The organism is Paenibacillus sp. HJGM_3, from assembly GCF_045062745.1.
GTDB lineage: Bacteria > Bacillota > Bacilli > Paenibacillales > NBRC-103111 > Paenibacillus_AA.
The window spans coordinates 132076-149423 of the sequence record NZ_JBJGED010000020.1 but is presented as its reverse complement, the minus strand read 5'-3'; the positions used below and the strand labels follow the sequence as shown (position 1 = coordinate 149423).

General features: G+C 56.2%; 22 protein-coding genes and 2 pseudogenes. All 24 read right to left on the bottom strand.

From position 1 onward, the window contains the following. Positions 1-239 (bottom strand): annotated as a pseudogene (locus ACI5FR_RS21540) (hypothetical protein); the annotation flags it as partial. A gap of 21 nt (positions 240-260) precedes the next feature. Further along, complete coding sequence (locus tag ACI5FR_RS21535) at positions 261-578, bottom strand: BppU family phage baseplate upper protein (RefSeq protein WP_405458122.1); 318 nt, start codon at positions 576-578, stop codon at positions 261-263. 173 nt (positions 579-751) lie between these two features. Then, positions 752-2596: a phage tail tape measure protein gene (locus tag ACI5FR_RS21530; RefSeq protein WP_405458120.1), complete on the bottom strand. Its 1845-nt coding sequence runs from the start codon at positions 2594-2596 to the stop codon at positions 752-754. A gap of 45 nt (positions 2597-2641) precedes the next feature. Continuing rightward, positions 2642-2845, bottom strand: coding sequence for a hypothetical protein (locus ACI5FR_RS21525; RefSeq protein WP_405458117.1), 204 nt, complete (start codon positions 2843-2845; stop codon positions 2642-2644). Continuing rightward, a pseudogene (locus tag ACI5FR_RS21520) lies at positions 2846-2998 on the bottom strand (phage tail assembly chaperone); the annotation flags it as partial. After that, on the bottom strand, positions 2935-3294 hold the full coding sequence (locus ACI5FR_RS21515; protein WP_405458115.1) for a hypothetical protein: 360 nt from the start codon (positions 3292-3294) through the stop codon (positions 2935-2937). The pseudogene ACI5FR_RS21520 and the gene ACI5FR_RS21515, both read right to left, overlap by 64 nt. Before the next feature lie 14 nt (positions 3295-3308). Then, a complete protein-coding gene (locus ACI5FR_RS21510) occupies positions 3309-3731 on the bottom strand; it encodes a phage tail tube protein (protein ID WP_405458112.1) in 423 nt (140 codons plus the stop codon). Between the two features lie 12 nt (positions 3732-3743). Further along, entirely contained in the window at positions 3744-4094 is a 351-nt protein-coding gene (locus tag ACI5FR_RS21505; protein WP_405458110.1) for a hypothetical protein, read from the bottom strand. Continuing rightward, positions 4060-4272: a hypothetical protein gene (locus ACI5FR_RS21500; protein ID WP_405458108.1), complete on the bottom strand. Its 213-nt coding sequence runs from the start codon at positions 4270-4272 to the stop codon at positions 4060-4062. The genes ACI5FR_RS21505 and ACI5FR_RS21500 overlap by 35 nt, the downstream gene beginning before the upstream one ends. Positions 4273-4278: 6 nt before the next feature. Beyond that, positions 4279-4683 (bottom strand): DUF3168 domain-containing protein, encoded by a 405-nt coding sequence (locus tag ACI5FR_RS21495; protein ID WP_405458106.1) that lies wholly within the window; start codon positions 4681-4683, stop codon positions 4279-4281. Continuing rightward, positions 4680-5045 carry an HK97-gp10 family putative phage morphogenesis protein gene (locus tag ACI5FR_RS21490; RefSeq protein WP_405458104.1) on the bottom strand — a complete coding sequence of 122 codons (366 nt, stop codon included), beginning with the start codon at positions 5043-5045 and terminating at the stop codon, positions 4680-4682. Before ACI5FR_RS21490 ends, ACI5FR_RS21495 begins: the two co-directional genes overlap by 4 nt. Continuing rightward, positions 5042-5365: a phage head closure protein gene (locus tag ACI5FR_RS21485; protein WP_405458102.1), complete on the bottom strand. Its 324-nt coding sequence runs from the start codon at positions 5363-5365 to the stop codon at positions 5042-5044. The genes ACI5FR_RS21490 and ACI5FR_RS21485 overlap by 4 nt, the downstream gene beginning before the upstream one ends. A gap of 1 nt (position 5366) precedes the next feature. Next, positions 5367-5912, bottom strand: coding sequence for a head-tail connector protein (locus tag ACI5FR_RS21480; protein ID WP_405458100.1), 546 nt, complete (start codon positions 5910-5912; stop codon positions 5367-5369). Beyond that, positions 5902-6072 (bottom strand): hypothetical protein, encoded by a 171-nt coding sequence (locus ACI5FR_RS21475; RefSeq protein WP_405458099.1) that lies wholly within the window; start codon positions 6070-6072, stop codon positions 5902-5904. Before ACI5FR_RS21475 ends, ACI5FR_RS21480 begins: the two co-directional genes overlap by 11 nt. Before the next feature lie 49 nt (positions 6073-6121). Then, complete coding sequence (locus ACI5FR_RS21470; protein ID WP_405458097.1) at positions 6122-7354, bottom strand: phage major capsid protein; 1233 nt, start codon at positions 7352-7354, stop codon at positions 6122-6124. Between the two features lie 7 nt (positions 7355-7361). After that, positions 7362-8003 carry an HK97 family phage prohead protease gene (locus ACI5FR_RS21465; RefSeq protein ID WP_405458095.1) on the bottom strand — a complete coding sequence of 214 codons (642 nt, stop codon included), beginning with the start codon at positions 8001-8003 and terminating at the stop codon, positions 7362-7364. Continuing rightward, a complete protein-coding gene (locus ACI5FR_RS21460) occupies positions 7951-9228 on the bottom strand; it encodes a phage portal protein (protein ID WP_405458092.1) in 1278 nt (425 codons plus the stop codon). The genes ACI5FR_RS21465 and ACI5FR_RS21460 overlap by 53 nt, the downstream gene beginning before the upstream one ends. Positions 9229-9241: 13 nt before the next feature. Continuing rightward, positions 9242-10936, bottom strand: coding sequence for a terminase large subunit (locus ACI5FR_RS21455; RefSeq protein WP_405458090.1), 1695 nt, complete (start codon positions 10934-10936; stop codon positions 9242-9244). Further along, positions 10933-11442 carry a phage terminase small subunit P27 family gene (locus ACI5FR_RS21450; RefSeq protein WP_405458087.1) on the bottom strand — a complete coding sequence of 170 codons (510 nt, stop codon included), beginning with the start codon at positions 11440-11442 and terminating at the stop codon, positions 10933-10935. The genes ACI5FR_RS21455 and ACI5FR_RS21450 overlap by 4 nt, the downstream gene beginning before the upstream one ends. Before the next feature lie 923 nt (positions 11443-12365). Next, positions 12366-12851 (bottom strand): sigma-70 family RNA polymerase sigma factor, encoded by a 486-nt coding sequence (locus ACI5FR_RS21445; RefSeq protein ID WP_405458085.1) that lies wholly within the window; start codon positions 12849-12851, stop codon positions 12366-12368. Between the two features lie 4 nt (positions 12852-12855). Further along, positions 12856-13071: a hypothetical protein gene (locus ACI5FR_RS21440; RefSeq protein ID WP_405458084.1), complete on the bottom strand. Its 216-nt coding sequence runs from the start codon at positions 13069-13071 to the stop codon at positions 12856-12858. Next, the gene (locus ACI5FR_RS21435; RefSeq protein WP_405458081.1) at positions 13068-14444 is read right to left on the bottom strand and encodes a DEAD/DEAH box helicase; all 1377 of its coding nucleotides are present in this window, start codon (positions 14442-14444) and stop codon (positions 13068-13070) included. The genes ACI5FR_RS21440 and ACI5FR_RS21435 overlap by 4 nt, the downstream gene beginning before the upstream one ends. Then, positions 14434-14721, bottom strand: a complete 288-nt coding sequence (locus tag ACI5FR_RS21430; RefSeq protein ID WP_483875163.1) for a VRR-NUC domain-containing protein — start codon at positions 14719-14721, stop codon at positions 14434-14436. Before ACI5FR_RS21430 ends, ACI5FR_RS21435 begins: the two co-directional genes overlap by 11 nt. 265 nt (positions 14722-14986) lie before the next feature. Beyond that, complete coding sequence (locus ACI5FR_RS21425) at positions 14987-17338, bottom strand: virulence-associated E family protein (RefSeq protein ID WP_405458078.1); 2352 nt, start codon at positions 17336-17338, stop codon at positions 14987-14989. Between the last annotated feature and the right edge of the window lie 10 nt (positions 17339-17348).

Below are 17348 nucleotides of genomic sequence, written 5' to 3'. Positions count from 1 at the left end.
GCACTCGCTAGAAGCGTACCCTGTGTGTTGTTGCGCCAGCGGTCGAAAGTTGCTCCATTGTACCCCATACCGGGGACAAATCCGCTTTGAGCATCTGTTGCATTACTGCCTGTTAGTTGCGTATTGATAGCTCCGTTCGAACCCTGAGCCGCCTCGTAATTGTCCGTTGCGGGGTTGTAATACTGTGGTACGGGTTTGTTATTTACGTCCGTGATAATCGCTTTTGTGTTATATGACAAACCAAAGCACCTCCCATTGGATTATCCTAAATCTGAGCCAATCATGATCCGAATGTGGCCCTCATTCGGGAACGTTTCTACTGCCCCGCCGGCATAAGTGACTTCAAACTCACCGTAAAAAATCCCGATCTCAGTCGTATCCGTGGGAGTGAATGAGTATTGAACTTGTCCCCCTGCAGCATTCGTTATTTCTGCAGCTCGTTTGAATTTCGGGGTGAGATCCCGTTTGACAACAACAAAATTCACAGTAGCTCCGGTTAAATTTACGACACTACCATTCGCATCCTTCAGCGTGCCTCTAAGCGAGGTTGTATCGTGTGCCTTGATGGTAAAGATCACGATGGCACCTCCTTAAAATAAGGATAAACTTGAGAGGGCCCGATAAAGACATACATAATCTCGTCATGGACTGCAACAACCTCGATGGAGTTTACGCTTAATTCCAGCGAAACCGTGTTTCTGCTAGGCTCAATGATTATGCTATTTTCTGTTTCCATCGTCCTCCTCCCCTCTTATATCCTCAGTCCAGTCTTGACGCGGACCAGGTCAACCAACGGCTGACCTACTGCGCGAGCGATCGTGTGGCCATCCAGCTCCACGACGATCGTTGCCGAGCCGCCGCCCTGCGATCCGGTATGAGCGACCGGCACGCCGGCCATCCCAACGGAAGCGTCTGCGATCATACTCGATGAGTCGGACAGCCCGATCGCGAAGCCTTCCCCGGTGTACATCCCGATCTCTTGAAAGAGCTTAGACGGCGAGTTGATCCCGAGAAAGTTCTTAGCGGCGTTGACGGCGCTTTTTACGGCGTCCACGGCCGCACTGATCAGGCGCGAAACCATCGACTTGATCCCGTTGACCATACCCTCCATTATGGCGCGGCCAATGCCTGCCGCCTCCTCCGGGACCGATGAGAAGAAGTCTTTTATGGCCCCCCATGCGGCGGAGAATACGTTAGAGATCCAATCCCAGCCACGCTTCGCCGCATCAGCAAGGGCCGCAAATGCTCCGCCCCAGATGTCTTTGATCTTATCCCAAGCACCTGAGATGATGTCGACGATCTTCTCGCCGGCTGCCTGGAAAAGCTCCCCGAGCTTACCCCATTGTCCGGTTACGATGTAGATAATCGCCAAAAACGCCGTCGCGAACAGCGTCTTGACGATCTCCCACCAGGCCGACACGACCGTTTTGATTGTTTCGATATACGCTTTAAATACTGCCGTAACGCCGTCCCAGAACGCCTCTAGCGCGGGCCGGAGGAACTCAAACGCGGCTTGAAATATCCTCTCGATCCAATCCCACGCCGCCGTGAGCGCAGCGGCGACCGCATCCCATACCATGATCGTAGCCGCTTTGATTTCGTCCCAATACTTCACAATGAAGAAGGCGATAAGCGCGACAGCGGCGACGACGCCTGCAATAATGCCGACGAATCCCAGCAGCGGAAGCATCGCGATCCCGGTAGCCGTTGCGAGTGAGGCGAACGCCGCGACCAGGAATCCAACCACGCCAATGAGAACCAACATTCCGGCCGCAACAGCGGCGAGAATCACGATCGTATCTTTAACCGGCCCCGGCAGGTTGGCGAACCAGTCGGCCATTTTTTGCAGGAATCCCACAACGCCTTCAATGACCGGCAGGAGGGTCGTGCCGATCGACTCCGAAAATTGCTTGAATGTATCTTTGAGTGCAGATACTTGACCGGTTAGCGTTTTTGACATCCGATCCATGCCACCGTCGAAGCGTTCTTCCATAATGGCAAATAACGCCTCGTTCATCGCCTCCAGGTCCGTGATCTGGCCCTTGGCATTGACGATCTCGCCTTTGCCGAGCGCGAGCGCTTTGTCAATGAGCATCTGCTTCGTGATGCCGAACTCTTTCAGCCGCTCCAGCTCGCCGGTCTGCGCGTCCGCCACTGCCTCGATCGCCTGGTCGAGACCTTTCCCCATGCCCGCAGCCATGTTGCCAATCTGTGTCAGCGTACTCTTCGCTTCGATGCCGTAGGCCTTGAGCTTAATCGTCGCGTCAACAACTTCGCTTGCCTCGAATGGGGTTGTTTTGCCAAACTCTTTCGCCCATGACAAGTATTCTTTCGCGGCTGCTGTGTTGCCCTGCATGGCGGTTTCCATTTTCGCAAGCTGTACCTCGGCGTCCGCGGCGTTCTTCACCGCGAAGCCCAGTCCCGCGGCGATCGCAACGCCCGCACCGGTGAATGCAGTACCAATTTTTTTCCCGGCATCGGCAATCTGGTTGCCGACCTTGCCCCAGGTCTTCTGAAATTCCTTCATGTCCTTTTCAAAATCTGTTAAATCTACGCCAATTGCCACCGCGAGGCTTGCGATCGTCTTTGCGGCCATCTATTTTCACCCCTTTGGGTTTGATTCCAATGTAAAAGGGAGCCCTCATTGGACCCCCTTGATCTGCGGCATGAGCTTCGCCAATTTCTCGAACTCTTCCGCTTTGCTTTCCAGCGTTTGACGGCGCTCTTTTCCGAGCAGCCGCTTCACCGTAACCGGCTTTTTCAGATGCACGTTCATCACGTTCGCCGCGTGCCAGGCAAGACGCTCCATTTCCCACTCCGTCTTGAGCTTGTAGCCTTCGATCATATCCAAAAACTCAGCGTGAGTTAGCCGCCAGAATTCATGTGGCTTCAGCTCGAGCGGTCCGTATGCGAGCTTTTTGAGCTCTTCCCAATTTACTCGACCGTCCCGCTCTGGCCGTTTCCCTCGTCGCCTGAAGCTTCCTTCATCTCGCCCAATACCCGCGATTGTTTGAGGGCTTTCATAATCGGCTGCAGGAGATCGTTCAGATTCTGCCCCGCCTCGATTTCTTTATACAACATTTGCCCGACGCGCTCGACCGTCAGCCCGCGATCCCGCCATTTCAGGCCAGCCCAATAGAACAACCGAACTAAATTAAAGCCGATTTGCTCCTCCGAGAAGATAGCTGCGACACCCTTGCCAAACTTTTCTTCGATATCGCAAATGGCGTTAAAATCAAAGCGGAGCTGGCGAGTCGATCCTCCCAGCTCCACCTCTACATATTGTTGACTCATGGGTTATCCTCCCGTTAAGGTGCTGTATACGTCGTCAGAGCGCCAGTACCCCGGAACGATGCGGAGATCGAGACTGCGTCATCGGTCGTATTGTTGACTTCCCAGCTCGTTATAAAGGCGTCTCCCTGGTAGCCTGTTTGTCCGGTTGTGTTTTTCGGCAGCAGCCGGACCTTTACGACGGTATTATTGACTAATGCGTTATACAGCGCCGATTGACCGGCATCCGCGTACACATACAGTCCTTCCGTATCAACTTCCCATTCTTTCAGCCCGGGAATGTACTCCGCCCAGCCGCTCGAGTCGAACGAAGTCACATCGATCTCACCATTGGAGATCGACAAAGTCGCGTCCCGCATCTCCCCGACTGCGCTATACGTTGAGCCGCCATTCGTTGAAATGAAAACTTTGCCCGAAAACCCCGCAATTGCCTGGGTCATGGGTCAATCACCTCACTTTTGTTGTTTGATTGCGCCGACCGTGACGCTCGTCGCTGAGCTGAAATTGACGTTAACCTTGCCAGCGTCCGCGCCGGACTGATTCCACCAAGCGGGACGGAAGGGGCCGAATATGGCGACGCCGCCGGCCGTTACGGAAAGAGCCAGATCCCCGGTTCGTCCAGCTTCATCCGGAACACTGACAACCGTCACCGTGATGGCACTACCGCCAGCATTCCGGACCATAAGCGTCGTGTCTCCGTCGTTCGGAAATTGCATCCCATTGACGGAATCCGCAGCGCCAAGCGTTACGTTTGCGCCTCCCTGGAAGTTATTCGTCTGAATCGGGATCGCTGTCCGCGGCATTGCCGTCGCCTCCTTCCGTCAGCTCTTGTTCCGGCTCAGGTGGATTGTCCGGGTCATAGGCTACGCCATCGGAAAGCCACTCCGCCGCCTTTTCATCGTCTACCAGATACCGCTCACCGGCAGCGTAAACTACCGCGCCGCCGGTTACGGACTCGGAGACGGTTTGAGTCATAATCACGATCATTTACCCACCTTCTTTCTGCAGCTGCAACCGATACCGTACCGGAACGTGCCGTGTGATCCCGTCATCATCCCGGATCGTGTCGGAAAACTCGTAATAGCAAGCACTCATTTCCCACCCGGAGATAGCAAAAACCTGATCAGCCAGCAGGCGGTTCAGGTCCTCCAGTATTTGCAATGCCTCTTTGAAACCTCTATACCGGCTCCAGATATGCAGCGTAATCGTAACTTCTTCGCCGAAGCGTGACTGCGTCCGCCAAGGTATTGATGTCGACTCACCAAGCGTTACATAGGGGAACGCAGCGTCTTGCGGGACTTCATCATGCACGCCAGTCAGCTTCGCCATGAGCGTCGCATCGTTCGTCAGGCGGGCATAGATCGCGGTTTGAATCGCAAGCAGTGCGCTCATGTATTTTTCACCGCCGCTTTAAGCGCGGCTTCCATATCCTTTACATACAAGGGCTTTTGTTCCTCGGCCGTCGGGGTCATGAACGGATACGCGGGAGAGTGCGTCGTCCCGAATTCAACCAGGTGCGCGAAAGGGGAGTTCGGTCCGATTTCGGCTGAAAGCCCATCGCTAGAATACTTGACGCGTATGGTCTTTTTCATTTTCCCGGTATCGACACGAATACGAGTCTGGGCGGCTTTGCGGATACGGGTCGCCGACGTTTTGACCACTTTCCGGACCGCTTGCCGAGTCTCCTTGTCGAACCGACTAAACGTGCCCAACATCTCGTCGACGCCGATCAGCTTTAGCTTGATTTTGCTCATGGCACCGCAACCTCCTCGCACATCAGCTGCATCTCACGGTTTCGCTCGTCGGGATTGATCACACTGTCGATCCGAAATATGCGACCGCCAAATTTGATCCGCATTTTCGAGTTGATGCCCGAGCGATAACGTCTTCGGACGCGGTGGGTGACACCAGACTGTATCTGCTGATGCTCGACCATTTCCCGGCCGCGCAACGGCTCAACAGCGGCCCAAACGGTTTCGAATGCCACCCAAGCCTCTGTGACACCCCCAGCGCCGTCTGGAGACGTGGTGAATTGCTCTAGAGTGATCCGGTGCCTCAGTCGTCCGGCTTCCATGTCACCACGTCCTATCCATCCAGAGTAGACTTGTAGCGGCAAGCGGGAGCTCCACTGCAGTCCTGCCAACCGTAACTGATTCGCGATTCTCATACCAGTGACCGATGAGTAGGAGCATCGCTTGTTTGGTCGCGCATGGCACATCGGTATAGCCCGCTTTGTATCGGATCCGCACCGCGTCCCCGTACCCAATGGTAAGCGGCCAGTACGTGCCGTACTTCGGGATCAGTTCGTCATTGCTAGTGAGTGTGTAGTCCGCTGGCGTGATCGTCTGCTCTGATCCGTCGATCGCGGTATACGATACGCTCACAATCTCGGTGACGGGACCGCGCCGCAGCCTTACAACAGGTGAGAAGCAATGGTCCGTATACTCGAGCGTTTGCGGAACCAGTGACCGGTGCTGGAAGCCCTCAGCGTAATCCCTCGCGGCCGATATAAGTGCCGAGAGGTAGACGTCATCGTCCGTGAAATCAATGCGAAGATGCGCTTTGACCTCGGCCAGCGTGACCGGCTCGACGGCCGGCGGCGTGATGACCCTAGTCGGCATTGGACTTCGCCGCCTTCTGCTTCGGTTTCGGCTGATCCACGATGTCTGCGATGCCGGCCGCTTCCCAGGCTTTCGCGATATCTTCACGAACGTCCCGCTCATCACCCGGCACCCATGATTCATATGGGCCCGCCATGCTTACTTTCATTTTTACGAGCATAAAGCCACCTCCCTTTAAGAAAAAGGGAGCCCGAAGGCCCCCGCTCTTATTAGGTCCCAGAGTTAGCGTAGTATTTGATCGGGTTCGTGCCGGCGTTGACCAGGCGCCCGTCTGCACGGGAAAAGACAACGAAGCCGACTTGTGCGGCGTCCATGTACTTCTCGCCAAAGCGGACAAGTGCCATATCCATAACGTCGCGGATGAAGTAGTTCGAGAAGTCGCCGAATAGGAGCGACTTCGCGTTCGCCGCCATTGTGGCGACATCATTGTTCACCTCGTACGTGTAGCCGAGGATGCGGTCCGGTTCACCATAAGCGATACCCGGTACGAACAGCGGCTCACCCGTCGATGCCTTGATCTTCTTGACTGCGGCGAGCGAGGTGTCATGAAGCATCCAAGACGCTTTACGGCGGTACGCCTTGTCGACCGAATGCTCCAGATCGACGAGGTCGTCGTAAATGATCGACGTGGTCTGACCCGTCGTGCCCGTTTTGCCGAGCGTGGCGTCGATGACTACGCCGCGAGGCTGGGCCGTGCCCGTCCCGACCGTAAAGTGGGTGTTATTGATGCGGGCAATCCGCTCACCGAGGATTTCAGCAAGGTACGACTCCAAGTTGAACGCGGAGTCTTGCAGCAGTTCGATCGGCACCAGCACGATATTCGACGTGTACTTGTACGCGCCGAGGTTCACGCTGCCGAATACCGGATCCACATTCGACGCTGCTGCCGTGGATTCCGCGAGGATTGCGCCGACGTTCGTCGTGTCGTTCGCGGATGGGATCGGGAGCACATTACCCGATTCGGTCGTAATGATCTTCGCGACGTTCCGCATGCCGCCGAACCATTTCATTGCCTTCGTCAGTTCGTCATAGAAGCCCTGCGGGATCGTGTAGCCGCCTTGGGAGCCGCTCCCGCCCGTCGTGGATAGAGCCCGCTTTTCCATCATGATTGAGCGCTCTTCCGGCGTCAGTTCGTTCGTGCCGACTTGGAGCCAGCGTTTAAAAGCTTGTTGGTAGTCAGTTTTCTCGCGGCGCTCTTTGTCAGCGGCTTTGTCGCGGTTTTCGTGGCCGGAAAGCTCCGCATTGCGCTCCTCGAGCCATTCTTCGCGCTCGATTTGCTTGCGGAGTTCGACTTCATCCGCGATAATCTTATCGACTTGCACGTTTTCATCAGCGGACAATGCCCGCTGCTCATTTCTTGCGCGGTCCAATACCTCTTCCATCTGCTTTACCAAGCCCGCGCGCTTTTGGCGCATTTCAACAATCGAATGAATGTTTGCCATTTTTTGATCATACCTCCATTGATTTAATAATTTTCAGGTAATCAAAAAAGCGCTGGTCCGGTGCGGTCGCTTTTGGCGGCTCCAAACTGCGCTTTAAGGACTCAATCTTGTCTTTTGACCGCTGCGAGAGTACCGCCTCAGTGTCGGGATAGGCCGGAGTCGTGACGACCGAAACGTCATAGAGCCGCTCGATCTTCATGATGGTCCTCTCATAGGCGCCGCGCTCTTTGTTGTAAGCCCAAAGGTCCGCCTCATCGTCATCCATATCCAACGAGAACGCAAAGCTGCATTGATTGACGACGCCGGCCCTCATGTTCTCCAACAAATCGCGGCTGTATGTGGTATCGGTTGGCGTGCATCGCCACTTCAGGCCAATGCCGTCCACCTCGAGCTCAACACGGCCTTTGCCGGATGCTACAGTGTTCCTGCCCAAGATTAGATTGCTGTTATGGTTAAAAAGAGCCACCACGTTGGACATGTCAGCGTTATCGAGTGCTTTTGCATCGATTTTCTCATAAACCGGCGTATACCAGCCAAGATTGTCCGATTCTCGCCCGAATTTTAGGGCATACGCCTCGATAAACTCTGTGCCGTCGTCAGCCTTCCGCAACTCCATCGGTGCCATTAGTGTTCGGCGCTCCTTGTTCATTCCCTTCACCCCCTTTCAACAGCGTACTGATTGGCATCATCGCTGAGTTGACGAGGTACGCATCGCCACCCTCCTCTTTCGGGATCAGCGGCAAATTCTCCAGTTTTGCGATGACGTTTGCACTCATCCAGCCGTTCTGCCTGGCGATCTGATACGCTTCGTATCGGCTCTTGATGTCGCCGCGCAGCAGGCCGTCCACGTTATGCTCGGCAAAGTATTTTTTCCGCTCCGAAGGCGTCAGCAGGCGACTGGATATGGCCTGCTCCCAGCGAACCAGCCACGACCGGAGCGTATGGACCACGAATTCTAGGCTCTGCTGTTCGATGTTGGAGAAAGTCGCCTTTTCCAAGTCCCCCAGGAGATGCGGCGGGATGCGGAAAATCCGTGCGATCTCGGATAGCTGGAATTTCCGGGTCTGTAGGAATTGGCTGTCCTCGGGCGGCAGGCTAATCGGTTTGTACTTGAGCCCGCCCTCGAGTACCGCAACCTTGTGCGCATTCGCCGCCCCGCCGTAAACCTCCGACCAGTTCGTGCGCAATCGTGTAACGGCGTCCTGGTCTTTCAGGACTTGATCCGTCTCGAGCACGCCGCTCGGCCGGGCACCATTCCCAAAGTATGTCGCCCCGTATTTCTCGGTTGCTTTGGCGAGGCCGATCGCCTCTCGGTGCTGCTGGATCGGACTCTTGCCTTTGATGCCGTCCGTCCCGAGGCCTGACAAATGGAAAACTCGATATGCCGGCAGCGTGACTTTGTCAGCCCCGATCTGCGTGACATAGACCAGCTCTCGCTTCACACGGTCAAATTTCGGCTCAGTCTTGTCCGGCTCGAGCGGCCAGAGCGCCCGGACCTTGCCGGCTTCGTCCCACTCAATTTCGGCGTAGGCGTTGCCCCAGGTCAGAACGTGGCTCATCATGAGCTCCCGAAACGTCATGGCCGTCATCAGTGGATTCGGCGCATCGTGCAAAATCGTATAAAGCGGATGATCCGGCGCTCGCTCCCGACCACCGTCCTTCGTTCGCTTATACACTGGCAGCGGCAGCGAGGCGATCGACTCGCTCAAAATTCGGATCGCGGCGCCGACCGCCGTCAGCTCCGATGCGTTCTGCTCCGTCACGCTCACACCGGCCGAAACCGGCGCCGAGCCAAACACGTCCCAGCCCGATCCGTTGCCGTTATATACATGATAACTTCGTCTCTCAGACGCCCAAAACTTCCACCATGCCAAAATATCACCTCCCTCACAGGATCAGCAGTCCGCGGTTGTTGTATATCGACTCTTGCTCGATTACCATCGCGCGTACCATAGCATTTATGATCGCTGCGATCGGGTCGATCCGGTTCGTGCTCTTGTCCTTGTCGAGCTGGATGTTCTCGTTATGGTCCTGCCGGATGACCGCATTACCCACCGCCCAAGTTAGCAGCCGGTCGCCGTCATGGATCAGTCGGCCGGACTTGACGAGCTCACGTAGGTGCTTGGTAGGCTCTGAAAGCGTCCGAACGCCCTGCCGGATCTCGATCATCGTGTACCCTTCGCTCTCCATCTCCTGCGCGAACTGCGTCGCGTTGTAGGGGTCGTAGCAGACTTCCTTAGCCGTCCAGAGGTTCTCAGCCATGACGCGCTTGAGATGCGCCTGGATAAACCGATAATCAACAACGGCTCCCGGCGTAACCGTCAGCGCCCCTTGCTTGATCGCCAGGTCGTAGTCGAATTTATCCGTCTTGCGCTTGGCCGCGAGCGTATCCTCTGGGATGAAACTGTGCTGCCAAACGTAGACACGACCGTCGCCGAGCGGGACGACGCCTCCGATGCTGGTCAAGTCGATCTTCTGGGACAAGTCCACACCAATATAGCAATCCCGGACCGAGAGATCCGGCAGATCATTCTTCCCGCAAGCCCGCCAAGCGTCCATAGGCATATAGCCGTTATCCTTCTGATCCACCCACAAATTCATGTTTTTTGTGAGAAAATTACGCATTTTCTCCGGCACATCAAGTGCAGCCTGCATTTCGCTCCGGAGGAACGCCATGCCCTCGTCGTATGTGCATACGATCGGGTTCGCCTTGGCCCAGTTCCGTTCGTCTTTGATGTCGTCGTCCTTGTCGAGCTCGCAGATCATCACGAAGTATTCTTCGTTCTCCGTCTGGCTGTCGGGATCGATGATGTCGGATACGTACTGGTACTCTGTGAAACAAGGCTTCGCCATATCGAAGCCGGCTGTTGTGATGATTACGAGCAGTGGGTTCGGTCGCGCCACCATACCGGAGATTAGGACGTCGTAAATCTCGCTTGTCTCATGGACGTGATACTCGTCAACGATCCCCAGGCTCGGGTTTTTACCGTCACCGGTCTTGCGGGCCTCTTTCGAGAGCGGCTGAATAACGCTGCCGCTCTTGAGGTGCCGGATCCGGCCGTATGCGTCCGTGAACTTACCGGCGAGCATCTCGACGCCTTGAATCTGCGTCAGCACCTCGCCATAGACGATGCTGGATTGCTCCCGCCCCCAGCCAGCGATGTAGGTTTCGCTCTGCTCTGGTGAGAGGAACGTCTCATAACTCCCAATCAGCGCGAGCAGCTGCGACTTCGCGTTCTTTCGTGCCAACTGGATATATGCCTTGCGGAAGCGCCGTAGCCCGGAGCCTTTACGCTTCCAGCCGAAGATGTTGCCGGTAACGAATAACTGGAACGGTGTCAGCTCGATCGGCTGACTGGCGAGCACGCCCTTGCTGTGCTTGAACATCCGCGCCCATCGGTAGAACCTGTAGACTTCGTCCACGTCGAATCGGAATGGATAATCCTCACGCTCGCTGTTCTGCAAGTCCGTGAGGAAACGGTCGCAGGCGGCGCGGTGCTTCTTGCATGCCGTGATCCGGCCGTCAACAACGTCCTCGGCATAGCGCCCCAGGCTTTCGATCAGTTCGTCGACGCCGATCATAAGGCGCCTCCGAACAGCTGCTCATCAGCCGACTTCGGTTTATCCTCCGGCGCCTTCGGCACCACGAGCCGGCAGCGCGAGCTAATCGTCAACCCAAGGTCAGCCGCCGCCTGCCGGCATTGCTTGAACAGCTTATCGACGCTAAGCAAGATCTCGGAATAGGTCTCGTTCGAGAGCGTGAGCTGCTTCCCTGTTACCGGGTGCTTAACCCGCTGAGTCGCCGGTGTGTTCCGGAGCGCCCGGCTGAGCTTCACGTACTGTTCACGCGCCAACAAAAAACGAGCCAACGCATCGCAGTCCAAGTTGGACATGAGATCGATGCGGAGCAGCTCGTTCGCGATTTCCGTAAACTCCTCTTTCAACTTTTTCGGGAGGTAGTCCGGCGGCTGGACGTTGTCAGCTGCTGCCTTAACCTCTTTCGCTTGCCTGTCTTTGATTTCGTCTTTGGTTAGATGCTTCTTGCCTTTGAGCAAGAGCAGATTTGTCGGTTGTCGCCGTCCAGACATCGCCGGCACCTCCTTTCTGAAAATTTCAGTGGGGAATTTCCTTCGCAAAAAAGGGGCCGCCGGTCTCTTGGCACTAAGCTCCTAGAGATTTTTGGCCCCCTACCCTTCACCGTACTAAAGCGATTTACTTTAGTTGTCTAAAGTGTTTTGGTCACTCTGTTGTCATCCGTTCCAAGATGTTATTGACCCTATCGCAAAGCTCTTCCCGAACCTGTACCGGTATGCGCTCGTCTTTCGACACATCGATTAGCGTCTGGCAAAGCTCTTGTACAATCGGCATTCCGGTTATAGACAGCGTCAAGCTACCTGGTTTCATCTCCCAAACCCTCCATCCTCTTTGGCCGTCTTCCTGTCATGGCATCGCTTCGCCATGGGCTGATGATTCTTCGGATCCCAGAACAGTTTCGAGTCGCCCTTATGCGGTACAATGTGGTCTGTGACCTCAGCTACTCGTGGAACCGGCAGCGCCTTGCACTCCTCGCATGCGCACAACGGATTACGCTTCAGAAAAGCTTTGCTGTACTTTGCCCACCTACTGGTATAGCCCCGCTGATGCGCTGTGCCGCGCTCGCGTTCTACTGTTCGACTTACCAGCTTTGCATGCTCCGTGCAATACCGCTCCGTCGTAAGCTCAGGGCACCCGGGTCGACCGCATGGTCGCTTTGGTTTATTGGGCATTGACCATCATCCTAAATTATGGTAATCTATCTCTTGTACCGGAAGCACCAGACAAGAACCGCTGGAGAAAGTATCCTAGCGGTTTTTTCATGTTCAGAACAAAGAGCCGCCACATGGACGGCTCACTGTGTGTTGGGGTCGCATTCGATTCATCCGGCTAATGGATGCGACGATTCGCGGTCCGGTTCGAATATACCCCCTCACTATATACGCCAAATCGGGCGACAAGCGGGCGACAAAAATGCTCAAATCGCTTGCTGCACCTTGTCTCGTGCCCTCTCTATGAATATCCTTACAGACCTCCTAGACACCTTTAGCTCGTCTGCAATCTCTCGCTCACTCATTCTCTGAACCGCATGCATCAGGAAGCATTGTCGCTCCCGTGCTGACAGTTTCAGTAACACGTTCACTAGCATTAGCTTCTGATCCGCCGTAAGTTCTGGCCGTGGCGGCTCTGGAATGGAGAGATCCAACGCTGGAAGTAAGTCCATGTCCCGCAGCTCCGCAAACCGATAGGCGTCATGCGAATCATATCCTCGAACGGACCCGGGACGCCGGCCGGACCGCATCCAATCGATTCCGTACTGCAGATCGGAGATCATGCCCTTCACGGTCTCAAGCTCCATCTCCTCAGCTTCGGACCGATCGGTGTTTTCTAGCTTTTTGCGATAGGCGACCAGCTCCCTTTTTCCGGCTGCGTACTCTCGTACAAGCTTATCGACCCAGGTCATTTGATCAGCCCCTTTTCATAGCTTTCCGCTCCGCTATCCGTCCCCAAGGCGTTAGTCTGTAGATCGACAAGTACGTCTCCCGCTCATCAGCGCCGATTTTCTTGGCATAATACTTCACGAACTCATCCTCGATCTCATCGCGGTGACCGTAGCAGACGGACACGGTCGCCCACGACTCGTGTGCTACTTTCTTGCAATTCGGTACACTACACACGCTCATGATGCTCTCACCCTCTCTATTCGGGCCTTGACGGCCTCCATCAGTTCGTTTTGTCCTGCCGCCTTCCGCTCCAATGCCGCGACAGCCTCTTCGTCCATCGTACCTTCGGCTACTAGACGCATGACAACGATCCGTCTCTTCTGGCCCTGCCGGTGCACCCGGGCGTTGGCCTGCTGGTCCTCTTCCAGGCTCCAAATCTGGTCATACCAGACAACCGTCTGGCAGCTTGATTCCTGCAGGTTAAGGCCGTGACCGGCTGACTTCGGATGCAGGAGAAGCAACGGGATCTCGTCGTTATTCCATGCCCGGATGTCCTCGTTCCCGTCCTTGCCCTTCCGTAGGATTCGGGCTTGCGGGAAGCGTTCCTGGATCCGTTCAAGACTATGCTTGTAGTTGTAAAACACCATGACCGGCTTTCCCTGTGCTGCCTCGATGATATCCTCCAATGAATCCAGCTTGGCGTCGTGGATCAGTTTAACACCGCGCTCTTCGTCGTAGACGGCGCCGGAGGCCATCTGCAGCAGCTTGTTACTAAGGACAGCGGCAGTCTGGGCCACGACATCGGCATCAGCGTATGGAAGCAGTAGATCACGTTCCAGTTTCTTGTACAGCGCCTGTGCCTCGCCGGATAGCTTAACGGGCACTGCGCGATCGATCCGCTCCGGCAGTTCAAGCCAATCCGCCGCCTTCATGCTGACCGCGATGTCGCCGATCGCCTCGTAAATGCGCTCCTCGGCCTCTTTCTTGGCTTTCCAGTCGTAAACGACATGACCGCTACGGGCGCCGGCCGTAAAGTACCGATCTCTGAATCCGGTAATGGTTTTGCCAAGCCGCTCCCCCTGATCCAGCAAGTACACCGGCGCCCACAAGTCCATCAGGCTGTTTGGCGCTGGAGTGCCGGTCAGGCCAACCAGTCGACGGATAAAAGGACGGACGCGCCGCAACGCTTTAAACCGCTTTGACTGGTGGTTCTTGAAGCTGCTCACCTCGTCGACGATGACCGTGTCAAACGGCCACTTGCTGCCGTACTCGCTAACCAGCCATTCGACGTTCTCCCGATTGATGATCCAGATGTCCGCCGGCGCCCGAAGTGCCCGCCGCCGTTGTTCAGCCGATCCCAGCACTTTCGAGATTCTCAGGTGACGGAGATGGTCCCATTTGCTGACCTCTCTGGCCCAAGTGTCATCGGCTACCCGCAGCGGCGCGATCACCAGCACGCGCTCCGCATCGAAGTAGTCGTGCAGCAGTTGATCAATAGCGGATAGTGTCGATACCGTCTTGCCCAGGCCCATCTCGAGAAGTAACGCGAGATAGGGGGTGTCTAGTATGCGGGCCGTTGCGTATTCTTGATAATGGTGCGGCTTATACTTCATCCGCTTTCACCTCAGCTATGAATCTATCAATGTCCTCGTTCGAATCAATCTTGTATACTTCGTGCCCCAGGCGACGCAGGATTCGTGCCCACCGCACCTGCAGGGGCTCTAGCGGTTTACCCGGCGCCTTCATCTCGACGTAGATCGTTCGTCCTCCTGGGAGAATCACAATCCGATCCGGTACTCCTCGGTTCCCCGGAGACACCCATTTAGGTGCCTCGCCTCCAAGTTCTTCGACGAGACGGACCAATCGTCGTTCCAGTGTTGATTCCCGCATGGGCCACCTCCTGAGTGATGATTCATTACGCGCGCGTATTGACGTATACGCGTTTAACCTACGTACGGGTAGGTTAGCTATTAGCGTTTTATAGGTTAATTTACCTATTATTATTTAATAGAATTATGATGCATCATTGGATTCAGTAGCCGTTGATCCCTTGATGCGTAAGGGGTTTTCTGATTCATTAAGGTGATGCATGAAGCATTTTTTAATGAATCATTGGGATCAGTGGGTGATGCATTATGATGCATTAAGCAATCTCTTAATGCATCACCCTATCAAAGGCGGTATGCTGGCCGTAATCAGCGACACGTACTCGCCCCGGAACCTCTCTCCACCCAGGCATGCGGCGCATAATATCGCAGATGTTGCGGGCGTCCCATTTTTGCATTGCACCTACTTTTCCACCCAAACACTCGGCCCAGATCATGGCCGCGCATACGCGCTTCCTCTGGTACGGCTCGGCGCCAAACTCATCCGTAACCGGCGTCTCCAGCCACTCCTGAATAATGCCTTCTCGCGGGTCGATCTCCAGATGTGCCGCTTGCTCGTGTTTCGCCGCCTCCGCGGCCTCCCGATCCAGTGCCAAGGATTCCCCCGCCTTGAATAGGTGCAGCGCCTCCGCCCAGATTTGCCCCACCACGTCGTCCGTTAAGTGCTCCCAATGGTTGAGTCGTGCCCGCGCCGGGTCCACGTCTACAGGCCAGAAACGACGGTTTCCCGTCTCGTCTCTCAGAAAGTCTCGGGTATTCGTCGTACCGAAGAAGACGCACTTCCGCGGGAACTCCGACACCTGACGATCATAGGCCACCCGGTACCGGTCCTCGGTCTTCGACAGAAACGCCTTGACCTCGTCTACCTCCGACTTCTTCATGGCCGACAACTCGCCGATCTCGAAGATCCACCCCGCCTGCAGGTGCTCGCCGGCCTCCTTGTTCTCGAACGTCCGCAGGCTATCTGAGAACCAGTCCCGCCCCAGCTTCGCCAGCAGCGAACTCTTTCCGGCCCCCTGCGGACCAACGAGAACCAGCATCTCGTCGAACTTACATCCCGGGCGATACAGCCGGGCCACGGCCGCCAGCAGCATCTTTCGCGTCACCTGCCGGACGTAGTGCGAGTCTTCGGCGCCCAGGTAGTCGATAAACACCCGCTCGAGCCGCGGCTGGCCGTCCCACTGGAATGATTCGATATATTCCTTGATCGGATGGAACTTGTGCATGTGGACGACCTCCGTGAAGGCGTTCTGGATCGTCGTCGATGCGCGCATGCTGTACACCTTCGAGAACCAATGCTGCAGCCGCTTGTCGTCCGCTCCGAGCCATGGCTCATACTCCTTGTGTGGCCGTTCCCGGTCCCGCCAGGGCAGTGGCTTCCGCACGACCTCCGCGTTTCCGAAGGCGTCATAGGCCAGCACGCCGCGCCACACGTCATGGGTTAGGATGAGTTCCACGTTTCCGGCCGTCGGGAGGACGTCTCCGGTCTTGTGATGGCACTCGAGCCGCTCTTTCCAGCTGTCATCCTCGGGCTCCGGGTCCTCCCCCGCCGGCTCTATGTCATCCATCTCCCCGAACGACTCCTGGATGTCCGCCATCTTGAGCCGCTTGACCTCCGGCAGTTGGACGACAAAATGCTCCATCGCAAGGTGACTGGGCTTTTTGGCGTCCGGCGTGAACTCCTTCACCCTCTCGTCGAGATGCCCGAACTTGTGCACACGGACCAGGTCAAACAGGTTATATGTCCGGCCGTCGGCGATCGGGTCGCTGTCCTGGTGCGAGTAGGCGAGGTCCTGGTCCGGATAAATCTCGAGCCCGTTGCCGCTGGAGCCACCGGTGTACGTGTAGCGGTTCGGCATCGTCCCGGTCACGTAGACGTCGCCGAGGAAGGTGTCGATGCCTTCCTCAATGGTGAACGCCCGGCAGAACAGCCCGATCGTGCCGTGCTTCTCTCGCGGGTCCTGCGCCTTCTTGCCGCCGAGCTGCGGCCCCGCCTTATCCTCCGCATGCCGCGGCCACTGCATGACGTCCTGCCAGTCGTCGTACTCGGCCAGTACCCCATCCACGCCGAGCGGCTCGCCCTCGTAGACATCCAGCACGGGATCCGGAGCGTCTTTGGAACAGGACGGGAGGTACATTAGCCGATGGACTTGAAACGTCGTCTTGTCGAAGTAGTGCATGCCGATCTGTTCGGCCAGCTTTCGGCTGACAGCGGCGTACTCATCCGGGCTCATGGCGCGATCCACGGGCACAATGAGCCGGAACTTCGGCCGTGTAGGCCGATGGCTATGCGTCGAGTAGATGACGTAGGCCGTGCCGCCGAGAATGAGCTCACAGGCGAACAGGAATCCGTCATCGGCCCGGTCCACATCGAGCGTGATGAGGCTGCGCGTGTCGACCGCTTCCTTCTTCCGACGGCCGCCGCGGACGAGCCCGCCGACAAAAGCCGGGCCGTCCTTCGCTTTGCCCCTGTTCGGTACGCTCATCGCGTCGTATTGCGCCATGGTTTCGCCCGTCCGGCGCACCTTCCGCAGCCGGTCGACGAACTCTTCCCAGGTCAGGTATTCAGGTTTCCAGTTCGTATCGGCGCGGTGCTTGCCGAATGAGATGTCTAGTTCCATGCGGTCACTT

Excerpts from the sequence above, each read along its gene's own strand:
- ACI5FR_RS21510 (WP_405458112.1), bottom strand. The coding sequence starts at position 3,731 with ATGACCCAGGCAATTGCGGGGTTTTCGGGCAAAGTTTTCATTTCAACG.
- ACI5FR_RS21450 (WP_405458087.1), bottom strand. The coding sequence starts at position 11,442 with ATGTCTGGACGGCGACAACCGACAAATCTGCTCTTGCTCAAAGGCAAG.
- ACI5FR_RS21425 (WP_405458078.1), bottom strand. The coding sequence starts at position 17,338 with ATGGAACTAGACATCTCATTCGGCAAGCACCGCGCCGATACGAACTGG.
- ACI5FR_RS21495 (WP_405458106.1), bottom strand. The coding sequence starts at position 4,683 with ATGAGCGCACTGCTTGCGATTCAAACCGCGATCTATGCCCGCCTGACG.
- ACI5FR_RS21490 (WP_405458104.1), bottom strand. The coding sequence starts at position 5,045 with ATGAGCAAAATCAAGCTAAAGCTGATCGGCGTCGACGAGATGTTGGGC.
- ACI5FR_RS21470 (WP_405458097.1), bottom strand. The coding sequence starts at position 7,354 with ATGGCAAACATTCATTCGATTGTTGAAATGCGCCAAAAGCGCGCGGGC.
- ACI5FR_RS21480 (WP_405458100.1), bottom strand. The coding sequence starts at position 5,912 with ATGCCGACTAGGGTCATCACGCCGCCGGCCGTCGAGCCGGTCACGCTG.
- ACI5FR_RS21530 (WP_405458120.1), bottom strand. The coding sequence starts at position 2,596 with ATGGCCGCAAAGACGATCGCAAGCCTCGCGGTGGCAATTGGCGTAGAT.
- ACI5FR_RS21455 (WP_405458090.1), bottom strand. The coding sequence starts at position 10,936 with ATGATCGGCGTCGACGAACTGATCGAAAGCCTGGGGCGCTATGCCGAG.
- ACI5FR_RS21525 (WP_405458117.1), bottom strand. The coding sequence starts at position 2,845 with ATGATCGAAGGCTACAAGCTCAAGACGGAGTGGGAAATGGAGCGTCTT.
- ACI5FR_RS21445 (WP_405458085.1), bottom strand. The coding sequence starts at position 12,851 with ATGACCTGGGTCGATAAGCTTGTACGAGAGTACGCAGCCGGAAAAAGG.
- ACI5FR_RS21515 (WP_405458115.1), bottom strand. The coding sequence starts at position 3,294 with ATGAGTCAACAATATGTAGAGGTGGAGCTGGGAGGATCGACTCGCCAG.
- ACI5FR_RS21465 (WP_405458095.1), bottom strand. The coding sequence starts at position 8,003 with ATGAACAAGGAGCGCCGAACACTAATGGCACCGATGGAGTTGCGGAAG.
- ACI5FR_RS21435 (WP_405458081.1), bottom strand. The coding sequence starts at position 14,444 with ATGAAGTATAAGCCGCACCATTATCAAGAATACGCAACGGCCCGCATA.
- ACI5FR_RS21485 (WP_405458102.1), bottom strand. The coding sequence starts at position 5,365 with ATGGAAGCCGGACGACTGAGGCACCGGATCACTCTAGAGCAATTCACC.
- ACI5FR_RS21430 (WP_483875163.1), bottom strand. The coding sequence starts at position 14,721 with ATGCGGGAATCAACACTGGAACGACGATTGGTCCGTCTCGTCGAAGAA.
- ACI5FR_RS21440 (WP_405458084.1), bottom strand. The coding sequence starts at position 13,071 with ATGAGCGTGTGTAGTGTACCGAATTGCAAGAAAGTAGCACACGAGTCG.
- ACI5FR_RS21475 (WP_405458099.1), bottom strand. The coding sequence starts at position 6,072 with ATGCTCGTAAAAATGAAAGTAAGCATGGCGGGCCCATATGAATCATGG.
- ACI5FR_RS21505 (WP_405458110.1), bottom strand. The coding sequence starts at position 4,094 with ATGCCGCGGACAGCGATCCCGATTCAGACGAATAACTTCCAGGGAGGC.